Origin of the sequence: Paenibacillus sp. Soil766, from assembly GCF_001428105.1 — a bacterium.
In the GTDB taxonomy this organism is placed as follows: domain Bacteria; phylum Bacillota; class Bacilli; order Paenibacillales; family NBRC-103111; genus Paenibacillus_E.
The window spans coordinates 285,212-307,460 of record NZ_LMSJ01000058.1 but is presented as its reverse complement, the minus strand read 5'-3'; the positions used below and the strand labels follow the sequence as shown (position 1 = coordinate 307,460).

Below are 22,249 nucleotides of genomic sequence, written 5' to 3'. Positions count from 1 at the left end.
AGGTTGCAGGAATATAGGCTGGTCTTATCGAAATTATTCTCGATAGGGCCAGCCTTTCATCTTAAGGGAGGATTTAAAATTGACTATTGAAGATAAAACACGAATTACTGTTGATATATATGGACACCAATACAAGCTTAAAGCAGATACAAGCACGAATCATATGAAGCGTGTTGCTGAATATGTGAATGACCAAATGTTTCGTATTGCTAAAGGTTACCCCCGTTTGGATTCGCAGCGTATCGCTGTTTTAGCCGCAGTAAACATGGCTGATGAGTGCTTCCGAATGAATGAAATTTTGGAAGAGCTAAGTAAAGTTCAGAAAGAGCAGGAAGCGACGAAAATCGCCTACGAGAAGCTTACAACGCGGTATCATGAATTAAAGCAAGAGGATGACAAGAACCAAGCCTTACTCGCCGAGCAAAACGGAAAGCTGGAACAAATCCCAGAACTTGAAAAACAACATAAGCAAGAAATGATAAAAGCAAGACAAGAACAAGAACAATCGAATCAGCAAATGCTGCAAATGAAACAGAAGTATGAACTTGGAAAGCAACAGTTAGACCAAACCAAGTTGCAACTCGAACAAGCGAAACAACAGCAGGCTCAGGCCAAACAACAGATTGATCAAACGAAACAACAGATCGATCAAGCGAAACAACAACAAGAGCAAGTTAATAAACAAGTAGATCAAATCAAGCAACAGTTAGACCAGGAGAAGCGCCAAAGCTTACAAGTTAAACAGCAGCTTGAGCAAGAAAAACAACAACATCAACTAAGTAAACAGCAGCTTGAGCAAGCGAAACAACAGCATCAACAAAGCAATCAGCAGCTTGAACAAGAAAAACAGGAGCATCAACAAAGCAAGCAGAAGCTTGAGCAAGAAAAACAACAGCATCAACAAAGCAAGCAGCAACTAGAACAAGAAAAACAGCAGCATCAACAAAGCAAACAGAAGCTCGAGCAGGAAAAACAGCAGCATCAACAAAGCAAGCAAGAACTTGAGCAAGCGCAGCAGCATAAATCGCAACAGCTTTTGAAGCTAACTGAACAGCATAAAGTTGAGCTGGCTGCCATCGTGGAGACGCATCGCAGAGAAAATGATACCCTGCACCAACAGTTTCAGGAAGAGAAACAATCAATTATTCAGTTACATCTGCAAGATAAAGAAAACGCAGAACTCCAGCACCAAGAAGAGTTGGCACTGATGTCTAATCAAATCGGTTCTGATATCGACGGCATCCATAAACAGTACCAAGTACAAATCGAATCCATAAATGCGCAGCACAAAGAAGTACAAGCCTCCATGGTGCAAGAACATCAAGCTCAACTAGCGTCTTTGAAACAAGAGCATCAATCTGCTATTGAGACACTTACTAACGGGCATCAAGCTGCAATAGCACTTTTGGCAGAGGAACAACAAATTGCAATTGAAATTTTGACTGAAGAGCAACAGGAAGCTATAGCACTTTTAACGGAAAAGCATCAAGAGGAACTAGTAGCTATTTCAGATAGTCATCTCAATGAAATTGAAACAATTTCAGAAGAATACCAATCAGAGTTAACAGTAATTACTGATAAACTCCAAAGTGAATTAGCTAATCAAATTGACGAGCACCATTTCGAGATTGCGTCTCTGACAGAAAATCATAAAAATGAGATGGCTTCTCTCAAAAACCAACACCAAATTGAACTGAGTGCAATTTCTGAGAACCACCAAAATGAATTGAGTGCAATTACTGAAAACCATCAAAATGAATTGCATGCAATTTCGGAGCTGCACCAAAATGAGTTGAGTTCAATTTCAGAGAAGCATCAAAATGAATTGGAATCGCTATCTAAGCAACACCGAGACGAATTAACGTCGAACAATACGAAAAATCACAACGAAATAGCAGCCATCGTGCGCGGCCATCATGCTGAGATTCATGTGTTAAAACAGAAACATCAAGCAGAATTAGAAGTTGCAGCAAGCACTCATCAAGAGGATATTGACTCGCTCGCGTTGTTATATCAGGAAGAAGAAGAGGCTAAAGCTCGACGGTTTGAAGAAGCGAAGGGTGATCTAGAAGGTCACTATCAAGAACAACAAGCAACGTTCCAGCGGCAACTTGATGAACAGAAGTCAACGATCATTCAGCATTATCAAAGGAAAATAGAAGAATTACTTGAACAAATGCAGGCGGAGCGAGATACACGCACTCAAGAGTTCGAAGAAGAGAAAGAACTTATTTGGGCTCAAGCTCAGCAGGAAAAGGAAGAAATCCTACAACTGAGTATGAACGATGAAGCTCAACAAGAAGAACTTCACGCGGTCAAAGAGGAATACCGCAAATTGCTTGAAGAATATGCGAAGCTTCAAATCGAATACAACGAATGGATTGAGCTTGTAGAAGCTGATAGTCCAATTGGGTAGCGCTAAAGTGACAGTGAACCTACTTGATTACGTCTTAATGTCGGTCATTGCCTTAGGACTGTTAATTGGCTACTTTAGAGGATTTATCTCTCAGATCGTTTCGATTTCAGGTATGATCCTCGCTTATCTTGTTGCGTTTTATTTTTACAAGGACCTTGCTCCTTTCCTCAAGAGTACGATCGCTTTACCAACATATCAAAATTATCAAAAATACGAATTCATCGTAAAAGGACTTAATTTAGATACTTATATTCTAAATGCCATTGCTTTTGCGCTCCTATTTTTTGGTGTTAAACTTGCACTAATGATTATTGGAAGAGCATTGAACGTTCTTGCCAAAACTCCGGGATTGAGCGTCATCAACCGTTGGAGCGGTGCATTACTGGGGCTAGCGGAAGCGCTGCTCATCATTGTAATTGCTGTGAACGTCATGACCATCATCCCTTCAGATGGCCCTCAGAAGCTTCTAGCAAGCTCATCCATAGCTCCTTATTTAATTAACGACCTGCCGCAGGTAGCAGGCAAACTTCATGACCTGTGGAAACAAGGAATCTCCCTATAGAAACTACTGCCTTTTGCAAAAAAAAGCGGTAGTTTCTATTTATTTTGCGCGCAGACATCTTATAATGCGAGAGGGATGAGGGATGAGGGATGAGGGATGAGGGATGAGGGATGAGGGATGAGGGATGAGGGATGAGGGATGAGGAATGTGGAATGAGGAATGATGATGGAGAGTGAGAGGTAGTATTGGTGGTGGTAGGGGGAGAAGTAGAAGTAGAAGTAGAAGTAGAAGTAGAAGTAGAAGTAGAAGTAGAAGTAGAGTTGGTAGGCCGTGGGGGCAACTACATTGCAAAATACTTTTTCTGAAGTATCTACAACTTCAAATTTAGTCATTTTCCCCAATACATAACACATTCACACTCTACAGAAATGACATTCAGGAACCTTCTCAACATATGTGGGATCCAATTTCTAAAAACAACGAATCAATCCAAAGCGAGCCCGCATCGCTACACTGCACCGAAAGGACTCCTGTCCCGAACAAATCAGGTAAACAACGAATCAATCCAAAGCGAGCCCGTATTGCTACACTGCACCGAAAGGACTCCTGTCCCGAACGAATCAGGTAAACAACGAATCAATCCAAAGCGAGCCCGCAACGCAACATTGCACCGAAAGGACTCTCTGTAACGCACAAATCAGGTAAGCGATGAATCAATCCGAATCGAGCCCACTTCATCCTTCAAGGTTCCACCGCCATTCAAAACAGCTACAAATCGTCTTTCCATACGAGCCCCCACTAGTGCTGCAATAAAATTATGTTTAAACAAAGTGAACTACAACAATTGTAGATATCTCAGAAAAGATGAAACTCCGAAGTACTCTCGCTAAAATATACATTTTCTTCTTTACATGGAAACAAATGTTAGATATAATAAATATAAGAACACAAGTTCTTCTGATGGGGTGGATTCGGAAATGGACATGCATCTAATAGGTTCAATGGAGAATGCTTTCCAATCAGAGGAAGATTGTGAGCAATTCTTAATGAGTAGTCGTTGGGCAAATGGGTTCTCTTGTCCCAAATGTGATCATTATTCATTTTATAAAGTGAAGACGCGCAGTTTACTCGAATGTAAGGAATGCCGCGCTCAAATATCTATCACTACTGGAACCGTCATGCATAAATCTAAGTTGCCTTTATTAATCTGGTTCAAAGCCATTCGCATATTAATTCAAGATGAGATGATCTACTCGATTCCAGCCTTTGCAAGGTTGCTTAATGTGAACTATCGGACGGCGAAGTTGATACTTGAAAAAATTCAAATAGCCTTACACAAGCAATACGCCCGTATGGGGTATTATAAGGCAGAAAAGCTAACTGATGAGTCCATAACAAGCAATGAGCAACCAAAGAGTGAAGCGAAAAATATCAGAGTTAAGAAAAATACGAGTATTTTAACAAGGTTCCTATTTAGGACTTCAAGAAACGTTAAATTTGCAGAAGTAGATATGTTTAAAAAATGGATGCATGCGTTCTTATCTGTTTTTTTGTATCCGCATTTTTTACGATATTTTCAAGTCGTCTGAAAAAAAGAAAAAACCTTATCACAGAAATCGTGACAAGGTTTAATTGAGCAAGAACTAGTAATTATTCAACGATAAGAGTCGTTTTCATACTCGAATGGCCTGATCCGCACATGATGGAGCAAGTGATCGGGAATGAACCTGTTTTATCTGGTGTAAAAGTAGCGGTTTTATTACCGTTGTTGAGGTTAATATTAAACTCTTTAATGGATGCTCCGTGAATACCTTGAGAATTGTCGAGTGTTATTGTGACAGACTCGCCTTTTTTGATACGATATTCAGTTTTATCAAATTGAAAATTTGTGGCTTTCAATACAACTTGTTGTCCTCCGGTTGCAGCTGGTGAAGCTGTGGCTGCCGAAGTAGCTTGTGTAGATGCTGCTGGTGTAGCTGAACCTTCTGGTGTTGTTTTGGAGTCTTTGTTTCCACATGCTGTGATGGCAATAAGTACTACTAGTCCCATCATAAGAATTGTAATTTTTTTCATGGGTACCCCTCCGTATACATAATGATATCCTCATTATTGTACACGACCTATTTCCAAAATACAGTGACAAACTGGTGAAACCACAAAGAAAAGATCGGCCCGGCGAGTGAGAACGCTGCAGGCCGATCTTTTTTTTTGCTTACCTTAGCTATCAGTTATGGAAACTGACAAGTTTATCGACGATCTTCTCTGCCTGTGAGCCCTTGTTCGAAAGGGGTTTTTACAGGAATGAATAGGTCGATGATCCCAATGACTAAAGCAGCTAAAATGGCACCTATCATACTCGTAGACACATTGGTCACAATAAACTGAGCTGCCCAAATGACTAATGCGCTCACTATAAAACCTACGAGACCTCTGCCAAAAGGAGTGATTTGTTTACCGAAGATTCCTTCAATGATCCAAGCCGCGATTGCGATAACAAGCGCCAAGAAAAATGCGCTCCAGAAACCACCGACTTTAAACCCGGGAACTAACCAGCTAACAAACATTAAAACCAAAGCTGAAACAATAAACCTAACCAGATGTCCAAGAAGATGCATGTCGTGAACCTCCTTCTTTCTGTCATGGCATGTCACCATTGACAAGAAAGCGATTTTTTGAGCAAAATGCTTTGATTGTGATGATTTGCGATTCCTTTTGGCAAAGGAGTAGATGCACAACTTAGTGTAACCAAGTTTGTAATAATTATGGCAGGCGTTATCTTCCATATAATCATTGTCTCCGTAGCTAATCAGGATCTATTTGGTTTATAATATAGGTTAGAGAAAAGAGGTTGGAACATTGAATCCGAAAATAATAAAAACATTAGAATATCAGAAGATTTTACATAAAGTAGCTCACCATGCTTCGACATCATTAGGTAAAGAGGCAGCTGAGAAGCTGGAGCCTAAAGGCGATTTCGAACTCGTTAAGCTTCGGTTACAAGCTACTGATGAGGCGGTAAATGTAGAGAGGTTAAAGGGGAATGCACCTTTCGGAGGAATCCGAGATATTCGTGCGCCTCTGCATAGGGCTAGAATAGGTGGAATGCTGAATCCAACAGAGTTGCTTGAGATTTCAACGACGATGTTTGGAGCGCGTAGATTGAAGCGATTTGTACTTGCTGCCCATGAGGAATATGCGATTCCTATGTTAAAGGCGCAGGTGGAGTTGCTAACGGAAAATAAACAACTAGAAGATAAAATTAATAGCTGCATCGATGAGAATGCAGTGGTTGTAGATGGTGCAAGCCCTGAACTTGGGCGCGTTCGAAGTGAGCTTCGCACAGGTGAAGGTAGAGTTCGTGAAAGATTGGAACAAATGATTCGTAATTCTTCTGTCCAGAAGATGCTGCAGGATGTGCTCATTACAATTAGGAATGATCGTTTTGTTATTCCTGTTAAGTCAGAGTATCGCTCTAGCTTTGGTGGTATGATTCATGATCAATCGGCTTCAGGTGCGACGCTATATATAGAACCAGATGCCATAGTGCAATTAAATAATAAAATTCGTGAACTCAAATTTAAAGAAGAAGCTGAGATCGAGAAAATTCTGCGAGCATTGACTGAGCTAGTTGCTGAACAAGTGGAAGTGCTTGTTCTGGATGTGGATCAGTTGGCAGAGCTTGATTTTACTTTTGCCAAAGCAGGTTTAGCTAGAGAATTAAAGGCTACAATGCCTAGATTGAATGATAGAGGATTTATCAAGATTAAAAGAGGAAGACACCCGCTTATCGCGGCAGATGTCGTTGTACCGCTTGATCTGGAGCTGGGTAACGATTACTCACAAATTATCGTCACAGGCCCGAATACAGGCGGTAAGACTGTTTCGCTTAAAACTGTTGGACTTCTGAGTCTGATGGCAATGTCTGGACTTTTTGTACCTGCAGAAGAAGGTACGCAACTCTGCGTATTCGATGCCATTTATGCGGATATTGGCGATGAACAAAGTATTGAACAGAACTTAAGTACATTTTCCAGTCATATGACGAACATCATTAGCATCTTACGGGATATGACACCGAAAAGCTTAGTGTTGCTGGATGAGCTAGGCGCGGGTACAGATCCTGCGGAAGGGTCCGCCCTTGCGATTTCAATTTTGGACTATATTCATCAAATTGGCTGCCGCATCATCGCAACAACGCATTATTCGGAATTGAAGGCATATGCATATCAAAAGCAAGGCACGATTAACGCAAGCATGGAGTTTGATATTCAAACGCTTAGTCCTACATATCGCTTGTTAGTTGGTGTTCCTGGACGAAGTAATGCTTTTGCTATTGCTGAACGACTTGGATTGTCGCGTCGCATTATTGAACATGCTCGTACGCAAGTAGGAGAGGAAGATCAGCGCGTTGAGTCTATGATTGCATCCCTTGAGGAGAATCGTCTGATCGCGGAATCTGAGCGTTACGCAGCGGAAGAGCTGCGTAAAGAAGCTGAAGTAATGCGCAAATCGCTTGAAGCTCAGCAGCTCAAATTCGACGAGCAGCGCGATAAGCTTCTCGAGAAAGCGGAGCGCGATGCACGCGAAGCTGTTCTCAAAGCCCGCCGCGAGGCCGACGAGGTCATAGCGGATCTGCGCCGCATGGCACTGGAAGAAGCCGGTGGAGTTAAGGACCACAAGCTAGTTGAGGCGAAGCGACGTCTGGATCTAGCGACACCGGAACTGCGCAGCAAGCAAGTGCGTGCTTTGAAGAAACGCCCTGAGCGAATTGAAGCAGGGGATGAAGTTCGGGTCATTTCATTAGGACAAAGGGGACACGTTGTGGATCTTGTCGGATCAACCGAAGCCAATGTCCAGCTGGGTATTATGAAGATGAAGGTTCAATTATCTAATCTTGAGAAAACCGGCAATGCGCCACAGTCTAAGCAACCGCAGAAGGTAGCCACGACTCTCAAGCGAACTCGCGATGATAATGTCAAAATGGAATTGGACATGCGCGGCATGAATATGGAAGAAGCTTTGATTGAGGCAGATCGTTTCTTAGATGAATCATTTCTGAGTAATTTTGGCCAAGTGTATTTAATTCATGGGAAAGGCACTGGTGTGCTTAGAACCGGAATGCAAGAGTATTTACGGCGGCATCGACACGTGAAAAGCTATCGAATGGGTAACTACAATGAAGGTGGAGCTGGGGTTACGGTTGTCGAATTGAAATAACTTTTAAATTTTTAATCCTTTTTGAAACTCATTCTACGGTGATGCGTATGAAATAGATATAAAAGAGTATTAAACCTTAGGAGGAATTTTAGATGGGAATTTTCAAAAGACTTCGTGATATGACTATGGCTTCAATTAACGATTTATTGGATAAGGCAGAAGATCCTGTCAAAATGTTAAATCAGTTTTTACGTGATATGGAAGAAGATATCTTAGAAGCAGAATCCGCAGTAGCGAAGCAAATTGCCATTGAGAAGAAGTTCAAGCTGCAAGTGGAAGAGTCTGAAGAGATGGTAACAAAACGTACAGAGCAAGCGATGAAAGCTCTTGAAGCGGGGAATGAAGACCTAGCCCGCCGCGCACTGCAAGATAAGAAAGAACATCAAGGTCGTTATGATGAATTGAAACGTCAATATGATCTGTCCAAAACGAGTGCGGACCAGCTTCGTGCACAATTGACAGAGATGAAAGACGAGTTCACGAAAATGAAAAACAAGAAGGATTTGTTAATTGCTCGCGCTGAAACAGCAAAAGCACAAAAACAAATCAACCAAGCAATGTCGGGCTTTGGGACAGACAATGCGGCTAAGGGCTTTGATCGCATGAGTGAAAAAGTCCTGCAAATGGAAGCTGAAGCACAAGCTAGCGGTGAGATTCGTGCTAAAAACCGCAGCTTAGACGATGAGCTGGATGGCTTAGGCGCAAGCAGCAGCGGGATTGATGATGAATTGGCAGCTATGCGTGCAAAGCTTGCTGAAAAAAAACAATCCTAATGTTATACTAGTTGTACCTGCGAGAGACTGAGTCTTACTCAGTCTCTACTACCATATATAGGGAATAAGGGAGTTAGTTTCAGTCTCTCTACTTGTGTAAAGGAAGGCAGGAGATGATATGAACGAAGAGGTGGATGTCTTGTTAAGTAATCCGTATTTAGCTACGCTAGCTTTTTTTGCTGTAGCAGTGGTCGCGCTTGTTGTTTTCCTTACCATCTTCGAAATGGTTACGAAGTATGATGATTGGGCTGAAATTAAAAAAGGTAATCTATCGGTCGCCATGGCAACTGGCGGGAAAATTTTTGGAATTTGCAACTTGTTCCGTTTCGCCATTTTAAACAATGATACCATGATTCACTCTCTCGTTTGGGCCGGGTATGGCTTCGTTTTGCTGTTGGTTGCGTACTTTATTTTTGAGTTCCTAACCCCTTATTTCAAAATAGATGAGGAAATTAAGAAGGATAATCGTGCGGTAGGTTTCTTATCCTTGACGATATCTGTCTCCTTATCCTATGTAATTGGGGCATGTGTAACATAGTATCATACATAGTCTTGGAGGCTTGAATAATGAAATACCTGTGGGGAACCTTGTTTGCTATCGCGCTTGTATTTGTAGCGGCAGGGGTTTATTATGTATGGAAATATGCCTAGATGCAATTAGCTGGAGGATTTCGCAATGAGTAGCAATGAAGAAGTCGTATGTCCGTGGTGTCAAACCGAGATCGTGTGGGATCCCGAGATTGGTCCTGAAGACGAGTGTCCGCACTGTTTTAATGAATTGAATGATTACCGCAGCATTGATCTGAAGGTTAAGCAGACAGGGCAGAAGCTTCGTTTCAATGAGCAAGAATATGCCGAATCCGATGAGGATTTATCATTGGCTTGGGATGATTCCGATGAGCCGCTTGATAAATATGGCGAAAAGGTTCAACAAATATCAGATGAACAAGAAGAAGCACCCGAGTGTTCCAGTTGTCATGAGTTCTTGCTCCTTGCTGGAACTGAAGTAACAAGCGGAGCTTCCTTTACACCTAGTATTCCCAAAACGTTGGGGAGTGCGTTTTTAACAGGCCCTTTCACGACTGATGTCTATGTGTGTCCTTCTTGTTTTAGGGTTGAAAAAGTGCTCTCAGATACGGACCGATTACTGATGGTTGAACGTATCAAATCAGAATAAGATTGTTGGAATTAAAACCGAGTCCTCGTGGATTCGGTTTTTTTGCGTACATGTGCCTCATATTTTCACTCCAAAGGGGAAGCTTAACAAGAGCCCATATTCGGTCTTAGTTAGGAGGAGGAGTATGCAAACGAATCAAACGAATGTGAGTAGCAAAGGGAAGTTGGATGCTCAAGCGATCCTACTGCTAGTTGTTCATGCGCTATTTGGCGGAGCCAATGCTTTATCAGGTACGTTCGTCGGCGTTTACTTATGGAAAGCCAAAAATGATTTTACGTTAATCGGCTGGTTCACCTTAACGACCCATTTGACAATGGCCATTACCTTTTGGTTGGCAGGAAAGTGGGTGAAAGAACACAATAAGATGAATTGCTTGCGTATTGGTGTATCCATTTCAGCATGTTTTTACATGCTGGTGCTTTGGATGGGGAAGAGCAGTGTCCACTACTTCGTATGGTTAGGCATGGTCCAAGGAATCTCTGTAGGCTTGTTCTGGATTGCCTTCAACGTTGTTTACTTTGAAGTGACAGATCCGGATAATCGGGATCGATTCAATGGTTGGGTTGGCCTATTGGGTGCGGGTGCTGGTATTATTGCGCCGTGGATTTCAGGTTTACTCATCGTTAATTTGGGGGATGGAGCTGGCTATCGTCTCATTTTCTCCATCTCGCTAGGCATATTTCTATTAGGCGTCGTGATTAGTTTTTTTCTGAAGAAAAGAAAGTTGAGCGGAGAATACGAATGGCTCCTGTCTCTGCGAATCCTTAGGCAACCCAAAACACCTTGGAAGCGAGTGAGTCTGGCTTTACTATTTCAAGGAGTGCGTGAGGGTGTATTTGGATTTATGATTGGATTGCTCGTGTACATATCGACTTCAAGTGAAGCAAGTTTAGGTAATTTCGCTCTAATTACTTCTTCTGTCGCGCTAGTGAGCTTCTGGGCAGCAGGGCGTTTCATTCGTCCATCTTTTCGTAAAATGAGTATGTTTATCGGTTCGGTCATGGTTGTGCTCGTAATATTGCCATTTTTTTGGAAAGTAACATTCAGCACCTTGTTGATGTTTGGGATTGGTTCTGCCCTCTTTTTTCCAATGTACTCGATTCCAATGGTATCCGCAGTGTTTGATTTGATTGGATCGGATGATGAAAGTGCGAAACAACGGGAAGAGTACATTGTCCTGCGTGAATTATCGCTGAACGTTGGGCGCGTATGCGGCGTACTGTTATTTATATGTGTTATTTCTTGGAGTAAGGAGCCGATTGTCATTAATGTGCTATTACTCGTAATCGGAAGCTCAACATTCTTCTCGTGGGTATTCATTAGAAATCAGCTGCCGACAGCTAAGCCTTGACAGTGACTGGGTTTCGGTATGAAAATATGAGTAGCATGAATATGGGATGAGGAGGGGGCACCAATGTCGCCAAAAATGGTGAATAGCATCACAGAGCTGATCGGAGATACCCCCGCGGTGCGTGTAAATCGTTTATTGGAACGCGAGGTCGCTGAGTTGTACGTGAAATTGGAATATTTCAATCCGAGTGGAAGCGTGAAGGACCGAGCTGCATGGAATCTCATTGTTCAGGCTGAGAAGTCAGGACAACTTGAGCCAGGAGCGACTATCATTGAGCCGACAAGCGGAAATACGGGGATCGGACTCGCGATGAACGCAGCGGCCAAGGGCTATAAGGCCATCTTGATTATGCCTGACAATATGAGCAAGGAACGAATAAATATCTTGAAAGCCTACGGCGCCGAAGTCGTTCTAACGCCAGCCGCTTTGCGGATGCCAGGTGCAATTGCGAAAGCTGTGGAATTACGGGATCAAATTCCCGGAAGCTTTATCCCTCAGCAGTTTGAGAATCCGGCGAATCCAAGTATTCATCGAAGGACAACTGCGCCTGAAATTTTGCAGCAAATGGAGGGCAGGCTGGATGCTTTTGTTGCTACATCAGGAACTGGAGGTACAATTACAGGGACGGGTGAAGTCCTTCGGGAGCATTTGCCGAATATCCAGATTTATGTGGTGGAGCCGAAAGGGTCACCTGTACTGTCTGGTGGAAGTCCTGGACCACACAAGCTTGTGGGGACAAGTCCAGGCTTTGTTCCGGCTATTTTGAACACAGGCATCTATGATGAGATTGTACAGGTGGCAGATGAGGATGCTATCCAAACGATGAGGGATTTGGCGAGCAAGGAAGGCATCCTTGTCGGTCCTTCTGCTGGAGCCTCAGTATGGACGGGGATGCAGGTTGCAAGAAAGCTCGGGGCAGGAAAGCGCGTGCTGTGTATAGCACCAGATACAGGTGAGCGATATTTAAGTATGGATCTCTTTTAACCTTGAAAGAGGTGAATTTGGAAGCAAAGAGCCACTCGGATGGGTATCCAGTGGCTTTTATTATGCCAATCAAAGTGGAATTTTCAAATATATATAAATATTCTGCCTTTCTTCTGCGATCAGTAATTGAATTAGGACAGCAATTCATTGTAAGATGAATGGATGAATGAAACATATCTCAGAAAGGTAGGTTTAACCATGGATACTTTGAAGCTTAAAATTCTCGATTTACTAAAGGAAGACGCCCGCAGGAGCGCGGATCTGATCGCCACCATGTTAGGAACGGCGGAGGCCGAAGTTGCGCGAGCGATAAGCGAGATGGAAGCGGATAAGGTCATTGTCAAATACGCGACAGTTGTGAACTGGAGCAAAGTAGATGACGAAAAGGTTACCGCCCTAATTGAAGTGCAAATTACGCCGGAGCGCGGGCGCGGGTTTGATGCGATTGCGGAACGGATCTATTTATATCCGGAAGTCAAATCGGTTTATCTCATGTCTGGAGCTTATGATTTACTCGTTGAGATTGAGGGGAGCTCGCTCAAACAGGTGGCTTCGTTTGTTTCCAACAAGTTGTCGCCAATCGACCGTGTGCTTTCTACAAAAACGAATTTTATTTTGAAAAAATACAAACAAGACGGCATTATTTTCGAAGATCAAGAAGATGATCACCGAATGCTTGTTTCGCCGTAAGGGAGAGGTAGCGCTATGATCAAGGATGGGACTACGATTCAATCAAGCAAAAAATCGATGAAAGACTACCTCGCTCCTGCGGTGCGAGAAATGAAGCCGTCAGGGATTCGGAAGTTTTTTGATCTCGTAAACAATAGTAAAGAGGACATCATCTCCCTAGGTGTTGGCGAACCTGACTTTTCCACACCGTGGCACGTTCGTGAAGCAGCTGTACATTCCTTGGAACGCGGCAGAACGAAATATACGCCAAACTCGGGTATTCCTGAGCTCCGCGAAGCGATTGCGAACTATTTGTATACCTCCTTTAAAGTGAAGTATGAGCCATCGAACGAGGTCCTTGTAACAGTAGGCGGCAGCGAAGCTATTGATCTAGCATTGCGTTCACTTGTTACACCTGGGGATGAGATTCTGATTCCGGAGCCATGTTATATCTCATACTCGCCAATCACTGCCATTAGTGGTGGTGTGCCAGTGGGGATCGAAACTTATGCAAAGGATCAGTTCAAACTGACCGAACAGGCACTTCGTGCTGCGATAACGCCCAAATCCAAAATTTTAATTCTATGCTATCCTAGTAATCCAACTGGCGGCATTATGACGTATGAAGATTGGCTGCCGATTGCTAAAGTTGTAGAAGAACATGATCTAATCGTTATTTCCGATGAAATTTATGCAGAATTGACGTACGGTCAGAAGCATGTGAGCTTCGCAGCAGTTCCGGGGATGCAGGATCGGACAATTCTCGTCAGCGGATTCTCGAAGGCTTTCGCAATGACAGGTTGGCGGATGGGCTATGCTTGTGGTCACCGTGAGCTAATCTCGGCAATGACCAAGATTCACCAATACACAGTCATGTGTGCACCTGTCATGGGGCAAGTAGCCGCTCATGAAGCATTGACGAATGGGTTGGAAGAGAAAGATCGGATGATTGAATCCTACAATCAACGGAGACGATTGGTTGTCAAAGGCTTCCGTGAAGTCGGGCTTGAGTGTCATGAACCACAAGGTGCATTCTATGCGTTCCCTAGCATTGTGGCAACGGGATTAACCTCCGAACAATTCGCGCAACGACTTTTATATGAATCTAAGGTGGCTGCAGTGCCTGGTGATGTCTTTGGACTAGGTGGAGAAGGATTTCTGCGGTGCTCTTATGCCTATAGTGTTTCCCAGCTGAATGAAGCATTAGAGAGAATCGGTAATTTCTTAAGGAAATTATAATATTCTTTGTAAAATCATATGTTCATTATGGAAGAAAGCTGTTATTCTTAGAGTAAGGAGGGATGAGCATGGCTTTTATGGAATATCAGCTTACTAACTTTCAAAAACAATTTCAAATTCGCGAGCAAGATTTCGGACAGCGTTGGCTGACCAGAAATGCCAAGAAGCAAAATTCCCTAGCTTTACTTGAAGAAGAGATCCATACGTTGAGACGAAAAATGGAACAGATGGTCATGGAAGGTCGAGAAATGACATCTGATGCTGTTGTTGAATTAAGTACGATGCTGGATCACAAAATAAATGAATATATGACATCTGGAAAGAAAAGTCGGTGAAAACCGACTTTTCTGGCGACTATCGATAAATAGAGAGAGTACTTGACGGAGGGAATTACATACATGAAGGCAAAATGGTTATTGGTTGTCATGCTAGGAATGATGTTGATGCTGATGACGGCTTGTGGTGGACCGAAGGCAGATGTATCGGTATTCATGATGGGACCTAACGGGTTCCCAAGTGAAGCGGCGGAAAAGTTGGAAGTGTCTTTGAAAGATAAGGTTGGGGAGCTTCCTACAGTAAAGCTGAATACATCTCCTATTTTTTCACTGGAAAAAATGATTGTTGAGCTAGCGGCTGGTGGTAACGGGATCTTCATCTTAGGAGAAGAACAGTTCAAAGGCTTGAGTAACCAAGCGGGATTTGTTTCTTTGGATAGCATCATTAATCCTAAGGATTATCCAGATGGGGTAATCGAAATTAAAGAAGAAGGTAAGGCGGCGGAGAAGCATTTGTATGGCATCCCACTTACCGGCAACAAATGGATGAAAGAGCAGGGCTTTGAAGGTAAAGGCTTATATGCGTTCATTCCTCAGAATGCTCCGAAAATGGACGAGGCGTTGAAAGTCATCCAAATTATTGCGCAAAAATAAGAGAAGCTTTATAATCGACAAATAGCTTGAATCTATAATTTGCAACTATAGGTACTAGTAAGCTTCCAATTGGAACCTTATTAGTTAAGGGGAAGCCGGTTCAAATCCGGCGCGGTCCCGCCACTGTATTTCAGTCTTGTGAAAGGCTGGAGAGTCAGGATACCTGCCTATGGTGCCGATACAACATCCTTCGAGGAAAAGGATCGCGTTAAATCAGGAAGCAGCACATGTTCGTCTGTTGCCCAATACCGCGATTTATCGTCTCCTTCGTTCCTAGTGAACAAGGGGACTTTTTTATTTGGCTATGTTGCCAACCCTAGGGCATCCTGATCAAGCGAATAACTGGATTTTCTGCAGCTAATTCAAGCGAAAAGAAATAGATGTAGAAAATCCAGTTAATCCCCAAAAGCTACCCAGCCTGAGAATGAATGCAAAAGAAAGAATCGTTACCTTCCAAGAAGGACGGTGTAGACAATTGTCTCATTTGGCTGTAGAACCAAAATAATGAAAAGAGGGTTTAAGTGATGAAACAGAGCAATTTCAAAAAGGGTCTAATTCTTACATTAGTGGTGGCGACCGCGATCTCGTTAGCGGCTTGTGCGAAGAAGGAAACAGAAATTTCGGATCCATCGAAACTAGGCGGGACGGGGACGAAGGAGCCAGTAACCTCGGCAACACCGGCCGCTGCGAAGAAAACGACATACCCTTTGACAGTAAAAGATGCGACAGGTAAAGAGTTTACGTTTGACAAAGCACCAGAACGAATCGCATCCGTGTCGCCGTCTGAGACAGAGTCGCTGTTTGCGATCGGGCTTGAAGCGAGTATTGTCGGTGTATCGGACTTCGATGATTATCCCGAAGCCGCTAAATCGAAGCCGAAGCTAGGCAGCATTACGAAGCCTAATATGGAAGCAGTCATTGCTGCGAATGCGAGTATTGTTATCAGTGGTATTTCTATGGATGCTAAAGCAGTTGATGATCTTCGTGCGGTGAACATTAACGTCTTTAAAGTAGATCCCAAAACGCTTGATGATGCGATTAACAATATTCAAACATTTGGACTCATTACGGATCATCAAGAGCAAGCGGAGAAAGTTATCGCCAAAATGAAGGCAGACCGTCAGAAAGTTGTCGATGCTGTAAAAGATGTGAAGCAAGAGAATAAGAAAAAAGTGTATATGGAGTTTGCACCGGGCTGGACAGTAGGAAGCGGTGTGTTCATGGATGAATTAATTACAATCGCAGGTGGAATTAACGTTGCTGCGGATAAAGCGGGCTGGTATCAAATCAGTGAAGAGAAAATCATTCAACAGAACCCGAACGTCATCTTATTCGCAAATGGGATCGTCGATATCAAGAGCAAGAAACCATTAGAAGAGATTATTCGTACACGCGGTGGGTGGGATGCGATTGACGCCGTGAAAAATAAACGTGTGATAGGTCTTGACCAGAACTCCGTAAGTCGCCCAGGTCCGAGATTGACGGATGGTCTACTGGAAATGGCGAAAGGGATCTATCCTGAATTGGTGAAGTAATGAAAAGAAAATTGATGCTTGGAGGAGGAGTAGGCATTATACTCCTTCTTCTTTCTATTGTAGTGAGTTTATCCATTGGGTCAGCGCAACTCCCTATTTCACAGATCGTGGGGATTCTGGCGAAACATCTACCTTGGATAGGTAGTCACATCGAGGTGAACTGGCCGCAATCTTCGGAACAAATCATTAATAAAGTAAGAATTCCTCGCGTGTTACTGGGTATTCTTGTAGGGGCTGTACTCTCCATAGCTGGTGCTGGTTTTCAGGGGGTTCTGCGCAATCCGCTTGCCGATCCTTACTCGTTGGGCGTATCTTCAGGAGCTTCTGTTGGGGCTGCTGTTCTTATTTATTTTGGGTTGCAGTTCGCTTGGTTCGGGCAATGGTCGATCCCCATTATGGCTTTCGCGACGGGGCTTATTTCTCTGTTCCTGGTCTTGAAGCTAGCCATGATTGAAGGAAAGCTAAAGATGGAAACGCTGATTCTATCCGGCGTTGTGATGCAAGCCTTTCTAGGGGCGTTTGTGTCGTTCTTAGTTTCGATTTCGAATCAAACGGTTAATGAAATTATTTTTTGGCTCATGGGCAGTCTAGCGATGCGTGGATGGGCATATACGTATATGATTTTACCTTATCTACTAATCGGTATGGTGATTCTGCTAAGCTATGCGAGATCATTAAATCTGCTAGCCTTAGGAGAGCGTCAGGCTGCACATCTTGGTGTACATGTTGAGCGTACGAAACTGATCGTACTGATCGCTTCGACGTTGATCACAGCTGCAGCCGTGTCTGTGGCAGGGGTAATCGGCTTTGTTGGCCTGATTGTGCCGCACTTGGTGAGAATGTTGGTAGGTCCAGATTATCGACTCATCATTCCTTTATCTGCAATTGGCGGTGGGATTTATGTCTTATGGGCAGACACGTTGGCTCGAACACTACTTAGTCCTACGGAAATTCCACTTGGGGTCATTACTGCATTTCTAGGTGCACCATTTTTTGCCTATCTGCTCCATAAAGATAAGAAAACGTTAAGAGGTTGATCACAATGATTCAAGTGGAGGGGCTCTTTCAGAGCTTTCGAGAGCAACAAGTGTTGAATAGTATGAGCTTTGAGGTCGGGCAGGGGGAGTTTTTTGGGATTATTGGTCCTAATGGCAGCGGAAAATCAACGTTGCTGCGACTCCTATCCGGCATGGATCCGGTCATGCATGGTAATGTGCTTTTAAAAGGAAAGCAGGTTTCTTCGTATTCACGCAAAGAATTAGCCAAGTGGCTCGCTGTTCTTCAGCAAGATGCATTGCCACCAGTTGGCTTCACGGTTCGTGAAGTCGTTGAAATGGGACGCTATCCGTTCCAAAATTGGCTTGGCGAAGATATGGCTGAATCGGATGGACTTATTGATGCCATTATCACAAAGCTTGAGCTGGAAGGGCTTATAGATCGTACGATTGAGCGTCTGAGTGGTGGAGAACGTCAACGGGTTGCTCTGGCCAAGGTGATGGCCCAGCAACCAAGCTTGCTCATGCTCGATGAGCCGACTACCTTTCTAGATATCGGTTATCAGATACAGATGATGGATTATATACGTTCTTGGCAGCAAGAGTCGGAACTAACGGTTATTGCTGTTTTGCACGATTTGAATTTGGCAGCGCAGTATTGTACGAGATTGATGATTGTCCATGAGGGGCGAGTAACCGCCATTGGAACGCCTGCCGAAATTATTACGAGTACACAAATAGCTGAAGTATACGGAACAGAGCCGATTGTACTTAAGCATCCTGTGAGTGAAGTACCGCAGATTTTATTACAACCTGGAAAATAATGAAAGTTCGGAGGAAGACGATAATGAACAATTTACATAATTTGATTAACGCGATTGCACCTATCCATCAAGAGGTGGCTCTTCAAGCCAATGACCATTTGAACCAATTGACGAAGCCGCAAGGAAGCTTGGGAAAGCTTGAGGATATTGCACGCCAAGTAGCAGGGATTACAGGTGAAGTGATGCCGACTTTTGAGCAAAAGGCGGTTATTGTCATGGCTGGTGATCATGGTGTTTGTGAGGAAGGCATCAGTGCCTTCCCAGCGGCAGTGACACCGCAAATGGTGCTTAATTTCCTCTATGGCGGGGCTGCTGTTAATGTCCTTGCTAGACATGCCGGAGCTGATGTGGTTTGTGTGGATATGGGGGTTAATGCAGATTTAGAGCATCCCAATCTCGTCTCTCGTAAAGTTAGAAAAGGCACGCGCAACATGGCGAAGGAAGCGGCACTTACCCTGGAGGAGACCACTCAAGCGATTGTAGCAGGCAGTGAAATTGTGGACGATTTGGTGGCAAAAGGCTACCGACTTTTCGCTACGGGTGAAATGGGGATTGGCAATACGACGGCGAGCGCAGCTATCTTGTGTGCGTTGACGGGGTTAGACCCTGCTCTCGCTGTGGGTCGTGGGACGGGCATCGACGATGCGACTTGGCTGCACAAGCAGTCGGTTGTGAATACGGCGTTGGCCGTGAATGGGTTGCTTGGGCGTGAGGCAGGGGTGACAGAGGCGAGTGCAAGTGCAAGTGCAAGTGCAGGTGCGAGAGAAAGTGCAAGTGCGAGTGCAGGTGCAAGTGCAAGTGCAAGTGCAAGTGCAAGTGCTGGCTCAAGCGGTGATTATGCGCTTGAGGTGTTGAGTAAGGTAGGCGGCTTGGAGATCGCCGGGCTCGTTGGGGTGATTCTGGGCGCAGCGAAGCATCGCTGCCCGGTTGTTGTCGACGGCTTCATCTCGTCGACCGCGGCGCTCGTGGCGAGCCGATTAGCTCCGCTAAGCGCGTCCTACATGCTCGCCTCGCACTTATCGCAGGAGCAGGGACATAGGAAGGTGCTCGAATCGACTGGCCTCGCAGCGATGCTGCAAATGGATATGCGACTGGGCGAAGGCACAGGAGCAGTGCTTGTGTTCAACTTGATCGATGCCGCAGGCAAGATCATGAAGGAAATGGCGACCTTCGAAAGCGCAGGCGTTTCGAGGGAGTAACAGACAGAGAGACGGAGGCGAACACGATGGCGGTTCTGGTAACGGGCGGGGCGCGAAGCGGCAAAAGCTCCTTCGCGGAGAAGCTGACGATGCATCGCGGCAAGCAGGGGATTTACCTTGCGACCTCCCACATCTACGATGAGGAAATGAGGGAGCGGATAGGTTTGCATCAGCAGCAGAGGCACCATTCGGGATTCCCTTGGGAAACTCGGGAGGAACCGTATGCGTTGCGAGACTGTCTCACGCAGCTTCACAAGAGCGGTGAGGGTGCTGTGGTGTTAGTGGACTGCCTGACGCTATGGCTGACGAACTGGCTGCTCTACTACGAGCAGGAGAGCAATGCGGTTCAACTCGTATCCGATCAAATTGACGAGCTCGTGAATGTCGTGTCCTCCTACAGTGGACAACTTATCTTAGTTACGAATGAGGTAGGGGATGGTATTGTGCCTGAATATCCGCTTGGCCGCCAATTCAGAGATTTGGCTGGACGGATGAATCAGCGCGTGGCCGAAGCTTGTCAGCAGGTGTTTCTGGTCACAGTCGGTATCCCGATCGAATTAAAAAGTAGAGCTTATATGTTAGACGAATAGATATAGATACTTGAAGTAAGTACGGAATGGTGAAGCCCTTATGTGGATATATTCATGGCAGGAAATCGTCTGGATGACGGCAACTGCAATAGCATTGGACTGGCTGATTGGTGATCCGAAATGGCCCACTCATCCTGTTATTATTATTGGACGCTGGATACGATGGGTGGAGGATAGGTTGCATCCACGGAAAGTTACATCAAGCAACCAGAAGGATGAACACCCTTCACGCCTGCGAGCGAAAGGCCTCTTGCTCATGCTTTCTACAATTACACTGAGCTTTGTTGTTGTACTTGTGCTGGTCCATTTCGCAAATGATATTCATCCCTGGCTAGGGTACGCCGTGTCAACGTGGCTGATCTCCACGACGGTGGCGATCAAAGGCTTAAAGGATGCCGCGTATTTGGTCTACAATCCGCTGCGTACAGGCAATCTCGCGGATGCTCGCAAGTACACCGGCTACATCGTAGGCCGGGATACGGATGCGCTCCACGAGGAGGAGCTCACGCGAGCCGTCGTGGAGACGGTCGCGGAGAACATCGTGGACGCGGTCATCGCGCCCTTGTTCTATGCGCTCATCGGCGGTGCGCCGCTGGCGATGCTCTACCGTGCATCGAATACGCTGGATTCGATGGTCGGCTACCGAAATGACAGATACCGTCATTTCGGTACCGCGTCGGCCCGCTGGGACGACGCCCTGAACTGGATTCCGGCGCGGCTCACCGGGATCCTGCTCATCCTCGTGGCCCTGGCGAAGCCGGGCCTCTCCGCACCGCGCGCGGCGGCGGCGATTCGCCGCTTCGCGCATCTACACCCCAGCCCGAACAGCGGGATCCCGGAGTCGGCGGTAGCCGGGGCACTCGGGATCGAGCTCGGCGGGCTGAACGTCTATGGCGGCGCGGCGAGTGAGCGCGCCCGCCTGGGCTGGCCGCTGCGTCCGCGAACGCAGCGGGATATCGTGAACGCCGTTAGTATGCTCTACGGCGTAAGTTTTGTAGTGATGGGAGGACTCCTGTGCGTCGTACTCATGCTTTGGTAGACTGGCTGCGAGCCTGTCTAGCCGCCTTTCAATTCCTGACGCGTCTGCCGATTCCGGTGCAGATTGATTATACGGAGCGCGTGTTTCAGCGCAGCTCTATCTATTACCCGCTTGTTGGCTTCGTGATCGGATTGCTTCTCATGTTGGCAGGAGCTGAGCTTTCCTACGTTCTGCCAACCATGCCGGCAGCTGTTTTGCTTCTAACGATCTGGGTTATCCTCACAGGCGGACTGCATCTAGATGGCCTAATGGATACCGCAGATGGGATCCTCAGTCACCGTCCTCGCGAGCAAATGCTCGAGATTATGAAGGATAGCCGTGTCGGTGCGATGGGCGTTATTGTGTGTGTCCTGCATCTATTACTAAAATTTTCCTTGCTCTATACTTTGTTGGATGCCAGTCAAGCAGAGGGACAAGGAAGTCTGCTTGTCCTACTGGCTATCGTTCCCATATGGAGTCGTTGGTTCATGGTTGCAGCTATTCGAATGTGGCCTTACGCAAGGCCGAATTCGGGGTTAGGCAGTCTGTTCCGTGGTGTAAACAGCACGCATGTCACAGTATCACTTATAGTAGCCCTATTAACAACCACGCTATGTATTTGCACCACAAACCCTACTTCGTTACCGAGCTGGAGTATTGTTCTAAGTTTTATGACCATCACCAGGCTAGTAGGAGGCGGGATTGCAGCTTATATCTCCTCCAAGCTTGGCGGACTTACCGGAGATACGTATGGCGCTTTAAATGAGCTGCTGGAAAGTGTGCTTTTGCTAGCTGTCATCGTAATCATTGGCTTGTAGGATAGGGTCTGTA

General features: G+C 45.2%; 23 protein-coding genes and 1 riboswitch. Of the genes, 20 read left to right on the top strand and 3 right to left on the bottom strand.

Annotation, left to right across the window (positions count from 1 at the left end; all coding sequences use genetic code 11):
- The first annotated feature begins 79 nt into the window (after positions 1-79).
- Together zapA and ASG89_RS32390 are read left to right on the top strand one after the other, a co-directional pair.
- Positions 80-2,416 carry a cell division protein ZapA gene (gene zapA, locus ASG89_RS32395; protein ID WP_057315459.1) on the top strand — a complete coding sequence of 779 codons (2,337 nt, stop codon included), beginning with the start codon at positions 80-82 and terminating at the stop codon, positions 2,414-2,416.
- A gap of 7 nt (positions 2,417-2,423) precedes the next feature.
- Positions 2,424-2,978 carry a CvpA family protein gene (locus ASG89_RS32390; protein ID WP_268795692.1) on the top strand — a complete coding sequence of 185 codons (555 nt, stop codon included), beginning with the start codon at positions 2,424-2,426 and terminating at the stop codon, positions 2,976-2,978.
- A 59-nt stretch (positions 2,979-3,037) separates the two neighbouring features.
- Here ASG89_RS32390 and ASG89_RS36875 read toward each other — a convergent pair whose 3' ends face one another.
- Positions 3,038-3,310, bottom strand: a complete 273-nt coding sequence (locus ASG89_RS36875; RefSeq protein WP_157276889.1) for a hypothetical protein — start codon at positions 3,308-3,310, stop codon at positions 3,038-3,040.
- Between the two features lie 519 nt (positions 3,311-3,829).
- Here ASG89_RS36875 and ASG89_RS32385 point away from each other — a divergent pair.
- Positions 3,830-4,507, top strand: a complete 678-nt coding sequence (locus ASG89_RS32385) for a transposase (protein ID WP_082593745.1) — start codon at positions 3,830-3,832, stop codon at positions 4,505-4,507.
- A 61-nt stretch (positions 4,508-4,568) separates the two neighbouring features.
- On the opposite strand, the gene ASG89_RS32380 is transcribed toward ASG89_RS32385, so the two are convergent.
- Together ASG89_RS32380 and ASG89_RS32375 are read right to left on the bottom strand one after the other, a co-directional pair.
- Positions 4,569-4,991 (bottom strand): cupredoxin domain-containing protein, encoded by a 423-nt coding sequence (locus tag ASG89_RS32380; protein WP_057315457.1) that lies wholly within the window; start codon positions 4,989-4,991, stop codon positions 4,569-4,571.
- 173 nt (positions 4,992-5,164) lie between these two features.
- A complete protein-coding gene (locus ASG89_RS32375; RefSeq protein ID WP_057315456.1) occupies positions 5,165-5,533 on the bottom strand; it encodes a phage holin family protein in 369 nt (122 codons plus the stop codon).
- A gap of 241 nt (positions 5,534-5,774) precedes the next feature.
- On the opposite strand from ASG89_RS32375, the gene ASG89_RS32370 reads away from it, so the two are divergent.
- From ASG89_RS32370 to cobS, 17 genes are all read left to right on the top strand, one after another.
- Positions 5,775-8,135, top strand: coding sequence for an endonuclease MutS2 (locus ASG89_RS32370; protein ID WP_057315455.1), 2,361 nt, complete (start codon positions 5,775-5,777; stop codon positions 8,133-8,135).
- 92 nt (positions 8,136-8,227) lie between these two features.
- Positions 8,228-8,908, top strand: coding sequence for a PspA/IM30 family protein (locus tag ASG89_RS32365; protein WP_057315454.1), 681 nt, complete (start codon positions 8,228-8,230; stop codon positions 8,906-8,908).
- A 118-nt stretch (positions 8,909-9,026) separates the two neighbouring features.
- Positions 9,027-9,446 (top strand): DUF350 domain-containing protein, encoded by a 420-nt coding sequence (locus tag ASG89_RS32360; protein ID WP_057315453.1) that lies wholly within the window; start codon positions 9,027-9,029, stop codon positions 9,444-9,446.
- A 138-nt stretch (positions 9,447-9,584) separates the two neighbouring features.
- Positions 9,585-10,085, top strand: coding sequence for a hypothetical protein (locus ASG89_RS32355; RefSeq protein WP_057315452.1), 501 nt, complete (start codon positions 9,585-9,587; stop codon positions 10,083-10,085).
- Between the two features lie 124 nt (positions 10,086-10,209).
- Positions 10,210-11,436 carry an MFS transporter gene (locus tag ASG89_RS32350; RefSeq protein WP_057315451.1) on the top strand — a complete coding sequence of 409 codons (1,227 nt, stop codon included), beginning with the start codon at positions 10,210-10,212 and terminating at the stop codon, positions 11,434-11,436.
- 63 nt (positions 11,437-11,499) lie between these two features.
- Positions 11,500-12,420, top strand: a complete 921-nt coding sequence (cysK, locus tag ASG89_RS32345; protein WP_057315450.1) for a cysteine synthase A — start codon at positions 11,500-11,502, stop codon at positions 12,418-12,420.
- 198 nt (positions 12,421-12,618) lie between these two features.
- On the top strand, positions 12,619-13,110 hold the full coding sequence (locus tag ASG89_RS32340; protein WP_056609404.1) for an Lrp/AsnC family transcriptional regulator: 492 nt from the start codon (positions 12,619-12,621) through the stop codon (positions 13,108-13,110).
- Positions 13,111-13,125: 15 nt separating this feature from the next.
- Positions 13,126-14,328 (top strand): aminotransferase class I/II-fold pyridoxal phosphate-dependent enzyme, encoded by a 1,203-nt coding sequence (locus ASG89_RS32335; protein ID WP_057315449.1) that lies wholly within the window; start codon positions 13,126-13,128, stop codon positions 14,326-14,328.
- A 68-nt stretch (positions 14,329-14,396) separates the two neighbouring features.
- The gene (locus tag ASG89_RS32330; protein WP_057315448.1) at positions 14,397-14,663 is read left to right on the top strand and encodes an aspartyl-phosphate phosphatase Spo0E family protein; all 267 of its coding nucleotides are present in this window, start codon (positions 14,397-14,399) and stop codon (positions 14,661-14,663) included.
- Positions 14,664-14,726: 63 nt separating this feature from the next.
- Positions 14,727-15,257 carry a hypothetical protein gene (locus ASG89_RS32325; RefSeq protein ID WP_057315447.1) on the top strand — a complete coding sequence of 177 codons (531 nt, stop codon included), beginning with the start codon at positions 14,727-14,729 and terminating at the stop codon, positions 15,255-15,257.
- A gap of 32 nt (positions 15,258-15,289) precedes the next feature.
- A riboswitch (cobalamin riboswitch) is annotated at positions 15,290-15,443 on the top strand.
- A 338-nt stretch (positions 15,444-15,781) separates the two neighbouring features.
- Positions 15,782-16,792, top strand: a complete 1,011-nt coding sequence (locus ASG89_RS32320) for an ABC transporter substrate-binding protein (protein WP_057315446.1) — start codon at positions 15,782-15,784, stop codon at positions 16,790-16,792.
- Positions 16,792-17,829 carry a FecCD family ABC transporter permease gene (locus ASG89_RS32315; RefSeq protein ID WP_057315445.1) on the top strand — a complete coding sequence of 346 codons (1,038 nt, stop codon included), beginning with the start codon at positions 16,792-16,794 and terminating at the stop codon, positions 17,827-17,829. The genes ASG89_RS32320 and ASG89_RS32315 overlap by 1 nt, the downstream gene beginning before the upstream one ends.
- Positions 17,830-17,834: 5 nt before the next feature.
- Positions 17,835-18,611 (top strand): ABC transporter ATP-binding protein, encoded by a 777-nt coding sequence (locus tag ASG89_RS32310; protein ID WP_057315444.1) that lies wholly within the window; start codon positions 17,835-17,837, stop codon positions 18,609-18,611.
- A 23-nt stretch (positions 18,612-18,634) separates the two neighbouring features.
- The gene (locus ASG89_RS35955) at positions 18,635-19,810 is read left to right on the top strand and encodes a nicotinate-nucleotide--dimethylbenzimidazole phosphoribosyltransferase (RefSeq protein WP_057315443.1); all 1,176 of its coding nucleotides are present in this window, start codon (positions 18,635-18,637) and stop codon (positions 19,808-19,810) included.
- A gap of 26 nt (positions 19,811-19,836) precedes the next feature.
- A complete protein-coding gene (cobU, locus tag ASG89_RS32300; protein WP_057315442.1) occupies positions 19,837-20,400 on the top strand; it encodes a bifunctional adenosylcobinamide kinase/adenosylcobinamide-phosphate guanylyltransferase in 564 nt (187 codons plus the stop codon).
- Between the two features lie 40 nt (positions 20,401-20,440).
- The gene (cbiB, locus tag ASG89_RS32295) at positions 20,441-21,439 is read left to right on the top strand and encodes an adenosylcobinamide-phosphate synthase CbiB (protein WP_057315441.1); all 999 of its coding nucleotides are present in this window, start codon (positions 20,441-20,443) and stop codon (positions 21,437-21,439) included.
- Positions 21,415-22,236 (top strand): adenosylcobinamide-GDP ribazoletransferase, encoded by an 822-nt coding sequence (cobS, locus tag ASG89_RS32290; RefSeq protein ID WP_063868254.1) that lies wholly within the window; start codon positions 21,415-21,417, stop codon positions 22,234-22,236. Before cbiB ends, cobS begins: the two co-directional genes overlap by 25 nt.
- The last annotated feature ends 13 nt before the right edge of the window (positions 22,237-22,249 follow it).

What these genes read in the sequence shown, in the direction of transcription:
- ASG89_RS32310 (WP_057315444.1), top strand. Translation starts at nt 17,835, where the DNA reads ATGATTCAAGTGGAGGGGCTCTTTCAGAGCTTTCGAGAGCAACAAGTG.
- ASG89_RS32340 (WP_056609404.1), top strand. Translation starts at nt 12,619, where the DNA reads ATGGATACTTTGAAGCTTAAAATTCTCGATTTACTAAAGGAAGACGCC.
- cobU (WP_057315442.1), top strand. Translation starts at nt 19,837, where the DNA reads ATGGCGGTTCTGGTAACGGGCGGGGCGCGAAGCGGCAAAAGCTCCTTC.
- ASG89_RS32375 (WP_057315456.1), bottom strand. Translation starts at nt 5,533, where the DNA reads ATGCATCTTCTTGGACATCTGGTTAGGTTTATTGTTTCAGCTTTGGTT.
- ASG89_RS32335 (WP_057315449.1), top strand. Translation starts at nt 13,126, where the DNA reads ATGATCAAGGATGGGACTACGATTCAATCAAGCAAAAAATCGATGAAA.
- ASG89_RS32315 (WP_057315445.1), top strand. Translation starts at nt 16,792, where the DNA reads ATGAAAAGAAAATTGATGCTTGGAGGAGGAGTAGGCATTATACTCCTT.
- ASG89_RS32360 (WP_057315453.1), top strand. Translation starts at nt 9,027, where the DNA reads ATGAACGAAGAGGTGGATGTCTTGTTAAGTAATCCGTATTTAGCTACG.
- ASG89_RS32325 (WP_057315447.1), top strand. Translation starts at nt 14,727, where the DNA reads ATGAAGGCAAAATGGTTATTGGTTGTCATGCTAGGAATGATGTTGATG.
- ASG89_RS32320 (WP_057315446.1), top strand. Translation starts at nt 15,782, where the DNA reads ATGAAACAGAGCAATTTCAAAAAGGGTCTAATTCTTACATTAGTGGTG.
- cbiB (WP_057315441.1), top strand. Translation starts at nt 20,441, where the DNA reads ATGTGGATATATTCATGGCAGGAAATCGTCTGGATGACGGCAACTGCA.
- ASG89_RS32350 (WP_057315451.1), top strand. Translation starts at nt 10,210, where the DNA reads ATGCAAACGAATCAAACGAATGTGAGTAGCAAAGGGAAGTTGGATGCT.
- ASG89_RS32355 (WP_057315452.1), top strand. Translation starts at nt 9,585, where the DNA reads ATGAGTAGCAATGAAGAAGTCGTATGTCCGTGGTGTCAAACCGAGATC.
- ASG89_RS32365 (WP_057315454.1), top strand. Translation starts at nt 8,228, where the DNA reads ATGGGAATTTTCAAAAGACTTCGTGATATGACTATGGCTTCAATTAAC.
- ASG89_RS32380 (WP_057315457.1), bottom strand. Translation starts at nt 4,991, where the DNA reads ATGAAAAAAATTACAATTCTTATGATGGGACTAGTAGTACTTATTGCC.
- ASG89_RS36875 (WP_157276889.1), bottom strand. Translation starts at nt 3,310, where the DNA reads ATGACTAAATTTGAAGTTGTAGATACTTCAGAAAAAGTATTTTGCAAT.
- ASG89_RS35955 (WP_057315443.1), top strand. Translation starts at nt 18,635, where the DNA reads ATGAACAATTTACATAATTTGATTAACGCGATTGCACCTATCCATCAA.
- cysK (WP_057315450.1), top strand. Translation starts at nt 11,500, where the DNA reads ATGTCGCCAAAAATGGTGAATAGCATCACAGAGCTGATCGGAGATACC.
- ASG89_RS32330 (WP_057315448.1), top strand. Translation starts at nt 14,397, where the DNA reads ATGGCTTTTATGGAATATCAGCTTACTAACTTTCAAAAACAATTTCAA.
- ASG89_RS32385 (WP_082593745.1), top strand. Translation starts at nt 3,830, where the DNA reads ATGGAAACAAATGTTAGATATAATAAATATAAGAACACAAGTTCTTCT.